General features: G+C 69.6%; 5 protein-coding genes. 2 read left to right on the top strand and 3 right to left on the bottom strand.

All coding sequences use genetic code 11. The features are described from left to right. Positions 1 to 239, top strand: a 239-nt coding sequence (locus ACFWGJ_RS41725) for a hypothetical protein (protein WP_366788030.1), incomplete at its 5' end; no start/stop codon positions are given. Positions 240 to 434: 195 nt separating this feature from the next. Here the strand turns inward: ACFWGJ_RS41725 and ACFWGJ_RS41720 are convergent. Beyond that, entirely contained in the window at positions 435 to 1,442 is a 1,008-nt protein-coding gene (locus ACFWGJ_RS41720) for a stage II sporulation protein M (RefSeq protein ID WP_387334178.1), read from the bottom strand. Positions 1,443 to 1,569: 127 nt separating this feature from the next. Here ACFWGJ_RS41720 and ACFWGJ_RS41715 point away from each other — a divergent pair, with 127 nt between their 5' ends. Beyond that, positions 1,570 to 2,535, top strand: coding sequence for an RDD family protein (locus ACFWGJ_RS41715; RefSeq protein WP_387334177.1), 966 nt, complete (start codon positions 1,570 to 1,572; stop codon positions 2,533 to 2,535). A 25-nt stretch (positions 2,536 to 2,560) separates the two neighbouring features. Here the strand turns inward: ACFWGJ_RS41715 and ACFWGJ_RS41710 are convergent, their stop codons facing one another. Both ACFWGJ_RS41710 and ahcY read right to left on the bottom strand, forming a co-directional pair. Then, positions 2,561 to 3,223: a hypothetical protein gene (locus tag ACFWGJ_RS41710; RefSeq protein WP_387334176.1), complete on the bottom strand. Its 663-nt coding sequence runs from the start codon at positions 3,221 to 3,223 to the stop codon at positions 2,561 to 2,563. 80 nt (positions 3,224 to 3,303) lie between these two features. Continuing rightward, complete coding sequence (gene ahcY / locus ACFWGJ_RS41705; RefSeq protein ID WP_387334175.1) at positions 3,304 to 4,761, bottom strand: adenosylhomocysteinase; 1,458 nt, start codon at positions 4,759 to 4,761, stop codon at positions 3,304 to 3,306. Positions 4,762 to 5,120: the final 359 nt, after the last annotated feature.

Raw genomic sequence — 5,120 nt, 5'->3', positions numbered from 1 at the left:
CGTTGATTTTTGGCACGCTGTTGAGTTCTCAAGGAACGGACGCTTCCTTTGTACTCACCCTCTCGGGCTTTCCTCCGGGCGCTTCCCTTCGTGTTTCCAACCTTACCAGATCCTTTTCCCGTTCCGTTTCCGGTCGGAATTTGTTTCCGGTGGCCAGTTGGAAGGCCTTTGCCTATTTGATTGCCTTGCGGCTCTCTTTCGGCGAGTCCGACTTTATCAGAAGTTTTCGACCGGCCTGACCGGCCGCTCAATTTCCGAATTATCGGGAGGTGCTCCACCGAAATTGAATTCCAGGGAGCTGACAGATGCTAACTGCCACCGCCGAGCTTGTCCAGCTCTAGGCAACTGTTCGAATCTACCTCCCCACACGTCCCGTGTCAACGGTTTTTGTGGGGCGAAGAGGAGACTAGCAGCCTGATCGGGGTGCCTGCACATCAGGCCGCGGTCGGCACCGCGGCGCTGCGCTCGGCCTCCTCGACGTCGCCCGTCTCGCCGGCCCGCACCGCACGGCCGCCCAGGACGTAGACGTAGACGAGGAACAGCACTTCGGCGGCTATGCCTATGCCTATGCGGGCCCAGGTCGGGAGGCCGGAGGGGGTCACGAAGCCCTCGATGGCGCCGGAGACGAAGAGGACCAGGGCGAGGCCTATCGCCATGCCCAGGGCGGCACGCCCCTCCTCGGCGAGTGCCGCGCGACGAGTGCGCGGGCCCGGGTCGATGACGGTCCAGCCGAGGCGCAGTCCCGTACCGGCCGCCACGAAGACGGCGGTCAGCTCCAGGAGGCCGTGCGGGAGTATCAGGCCGAGGAAGGTGTCGAGGCGGCCCGCCGAGGACATCAGGCCGATGCCGACCCCCACGTTGAGCATGTTCTGGAAGAGGATCCAGATGACCGGCAGGCACAGGAAGGCGCCGAGTACCAGGCACATCGCGGCTGCTTGGGCGTTGTTCGTCCACACCTGGGCCGCGAAGGAGGCCGCGGGGTGGCTGGAGTAGTACGTCTCGTACTGGCCGCCGGGGCGGGTGAGCTCCCGTAGTTCGGCGGGGGCCGCGATCGAGGACTGGACCTCGGGGTGCGTGCCGATCCACCACCCCAGGAGGACGGCGAGCGCGGTGGACAGGAGCGCGGTCGGGACCCACCAGTGGCGTGCCCGGTACACCGCCGCGGGGAAGCCCTGGGTGATGAAGCGGGTGACGTCTCGCCAGGAGGCACGGCGGGTGCCGGTCACGGCACTGCGCGCGCGGGCGACCAGTTGACTGAGCCGGCCGGTGAGCTGAGGGTCCGGGGCGCTGGACTGGATCAGGGAGAGGTGGGTCGCCGTGCGCTGGTAGAGGGCGACCAGTTCGTCGGCCTCGCTTCCGGTGAGGCGGCGCCGGCGTCGGAGGAGTGCGTCGAGCCGGTCCCACTCCGCCCGGTGGGCGGACACGAAGACATCGAGGTCCATCGGGTCGGTTGCTCCTCGGCTGCTCGTCCTGCGCTCGTCGTGTGGTCAGCTTGTCGCACTGCGGCGCGATGTGCCTCAGCTTGGCAGACTGGCTGTTCTCAGGGCAGTTCGGGGAAGGACGGCGGGCGTGAGTGAGCTTGTGACGGGCGAGGCGGTGGCACTGGAGCTGCGCCCCGCGAAGCTGCCGAGCCGGGTACTGGCCGTGGTGCTCGACCTGGTGGTGGCGGTGACCGCCTATGTGGTCGTGGTGATCGCCCTGGCCGTGGCCACGGCCTCGCTCGACGAGGCCGCGCAGATGGCCGTGGCGATCGCCGCGTTCCTTCTGCTGCTGGTGGGCGGACCGATCGCCGTGGAAACGCTCAGTCATGGGCGCTCGCTCGGGAAGCTGGCGTGCGGGCTGCGCGTGGTGCGGGACGACGGCGGGCCCATCCGCTTCCGGCACGCGCTGGTGCGTGGGGCGGTCGGTGTGGTCGAGATCCTGATGACGTTCGGCGTCGTGGCATGCATCGCGTCGCTCGTGTCGGCGCGGGGGCGGCGGCTCGGTGACGTGTTCGCCGGGACCCTCGTCGTCCGGGAACGGATCCCCGCGGGGCGTACGTCCTTCGTCCCTCCGCCCCCGCCCTGGCTGTCGGGGCGGTTCTCCGCACTCGATCTGTCCGCGGTTCCGGACGGGCTGTGGCTGGCGGTCCGGCAGTACCTGACGCGGATGCAGCAGCTGGACCCGCAGGTCGGGTGGGCGATGGCGGAGCGCCTCGCGAACGATGTCGCCGAGCGCACCGGCACTCCGGTACCGCCCGGCGTTGCGCCGGCGGCGTTCCTGGCGGCCGTGGTGCAGGAGCGCCAGGCGCGGGAGGCACGGCGGGCGTTCGGTGGCGGCGCCGGTGGTGGTGGGGCTGCCGGGGGCGGCTTCGTCGGCGGCCCGGCCGGTCCCGGGCCCGGTGTACCGAGTTGGGGCGCGCCGAACATGCCGTACGGACCGCCGCAGGGGATGCCGTACGGCCCCTCACACGGCCCGGGGTACGGCACGAGCCCGGGGCAACCCCAGCCGCCGGTCGAGGAACGACCCTCCACCGGATTCGCCCCGCCCGCCTGAGTGGCGGGCTCGCCCCGCACCCGTGTCAGGCGAAGACCGACGGCGGTGATTCGAGGTCTTCGAGCTCGATGCCGGGGGCCGAGAGCACCACGTCGCCGGACAGGTGCACGGTGTGCTGTTCACCGGTGTCCAGGGCTGTGACCTGGTATTCCTCCACGGTCAGGGGGCCGTTGTCAGTGGCGTGTGCTTCTCTCGTGATCAGGGCCCAGGACTGGTCGAGGGTGCGCGGGGCGAGGACCGGGTCCGTGAAGGCGACGAGGCGTACACGCGTGGCGGAGGCATCGGGGGTGAGGCGCAGCAGACGTGCGGTGGCGACGAGGAAGGCGGGGGACGAACCGGTGAAGGCGTGGGCGCGGACATTGCCTTCGGTGGCGTGCTCTCCCGTGGGGTCGGTGCGGACCCAGGTGACCCCGTCGAGGGCGGCGGCGCGGACCTGCCAGCCCGACGCGTGGAGTTCGAGGCGGATGGGACGGCCGCGGTCGTCGAGGGCGAGGTCGACGGAACCGGCGGGGACGCCGTGCCGGACCGCTCCCTCGGGTCCGGTGCCGGAAGGGGTGGCCGGTCCGGAAGGGGTGGTCAGTTGGGAGACGTAGCGCCAGCCGGAGGGGCCGGGCGCGCAGTGGAACCGTTCTTCGGCGAGAGGGGTGTGGTCGTGCGGGTCATGGAGCGAATATCGGCCGCGGGGCATGGTGGCTCGGGTCCTCGTAGGGGGCAGGCCCCCGCCGGTGAGGGCGAGGGCCTGCTGGCAACCGTTGGTGAGCGCCGGGCTCAGTAGCGGTAGTGGTCCGACTTGTACGGGCCGTCGACCTCGACACCGATGTACGAGGCCTGCTCGGGGCGCAGCGTCGTGAGCTTCACGCCGAGCGCGTCCAGGTGGAGGCGGGCGACCTTCTCGTCGAGGTGCTTGGGCAGCACGTAGACGTCGGTCGGGTACTCCTCGGGCTTGGTGAACAGCTCGATCTGGGCCAGCGTCTGGTCCGCGAACGAGTTGGACATCACGAACGACGGGTGGCCGGTCGCGTTGCCCAGGTTCAGCAGGCGGCCCTCGGAGAGGACGATGAGCACCTTGCCGTCGGGGAACTTCCAGGTGTGGACCTGGGGCTTGACCTCGTCCTTGACGATGCCCGGGATCTGCGCGAGGCCGGCCATGTCGATCTCGTTGTCGAAGTGGCCGATGTTGCCGACGATCGCCTGGTGCTTCATCTTGGCCATGTCCGCGGCCATGATGATGTCCTTGTTGCCGGTCGTGGTGACGAAGATGTCCGCCTTGTCGACGACCTCGTCGAGGGTCGTGACCTGGTAGCCGTCCATCGCCGCCTGCAGTGCGCAGATCGGGTCGATCTCGGTGATGATCACGCGGGCGCCCTGGCCGCGCAGGGACTCCGCGCAGCCCTTGCCCACGTCGCCGTAACCGCAGACGACGGCGGTCTTGCCGCCGATGAGGACGTCGGTGGCGCGGTTGATGCCGTCGATCAGGGAGTGGCGGCAGCCGTACTTGTTGTCGAACTTCGACTTGGTGACGGCGTCGTTCACGTTGATCGCCGGGAACAGGAGGGTGCCGTCGCGGTGCATCTCGTAGAGACGGTGGACGCCGGTCGTGGTCTCCTCGGTCACGCCGCGGATCTCCGAGGCGAGCTGGGTCCACTTCTGCGAGCCGCCGGAGATCGTGCGGTTGAGGAGCTCCAGGATGACGCGGTGCTCGTCGTTCTCGGCGGTGTCGACGGACGGGACCTTGCCGTCCTTCTCGTACTGGACGCCGTTGTGGACGAGGAGGGTGGCGTCACCGCCGTCGTCCAGGATCATGTTCGGGCCGCCGGTGGGGGTGTTCGGCCAGGTCAGCGCCTGCTCCGTGCACCACCAGTACTCCTCCAGGGTCTCGCCCTTCCAGGCGAAGACCGGGATGCCCTGGGGGTTGTCGGGCGTGCCGTTCGGGCCGACCGCGATGGCGGCCGCCGCGTGGTCCTGGGTGGAGAAGATGTTGCAGGAGGCCCAGCGGACCTCGGCGCCGAGGGCGGCCAGGGTCTCGATGAGTACGGCGGTCTGCACGGTCATGTGCAGGGAGCCGGTGACGCGGGCGCCGGCGAGGGGCTGCGCCTCGGCGTACTCCTTGCGGATCGACATCAGGCCGGGCATCTCGTGCTCGGCGAGGGTGATCTCCTTGCGACCGAAGTCGGCCAGGGAAAGGTCGGCGACCTTGAAGTCCTGTCGGTTGTCGACAGTGGTCATACGAGCTGCTCCTCGGGTTGGGGCGAGGTCGGTTTCGGCTGGTCTGCGCGGCGGCGGGCACGGTGAGCGCCCCACGGGGCACACGAATGCCCGGTGCCTTGCGCAGCGCAGTCCGTCGGAGGCCCTCTCTCCCTCGGCCGGCCCGTGAGGCCGCCCGACCGCCATCAGCAGCGACGTCTGGCTCGGTTACGAATCTACACCGATCGGCGCAGTGGGCCCCAGTCCGCCTGCGAACAGATCAAGCGGATTTCGAGCGTCCGGCGTTCGCCGCGATCCCGGTGCCGCGGCGATCCCGTGGGCCAGGACCGCTCCTGCCGAGCGTTTCGCGCGAGCCGTGCCCATGGTCGTAGCCACAGCCG

It is taken from the genome of Streptomyces sp. NPDC060205 (assembly GCF_042728395.1).
Taxonomy (GTDB): Bacteria; Actinomycetota; Actinomycetes; order Streptomycetales; family Streptomycetaceae; genus Streptomyces.
The sequence above is the reverse complement of the archived record's forward strand: the minus strand, read 5'-3'. Positions and strand labels throughout refer to the sequence as shown.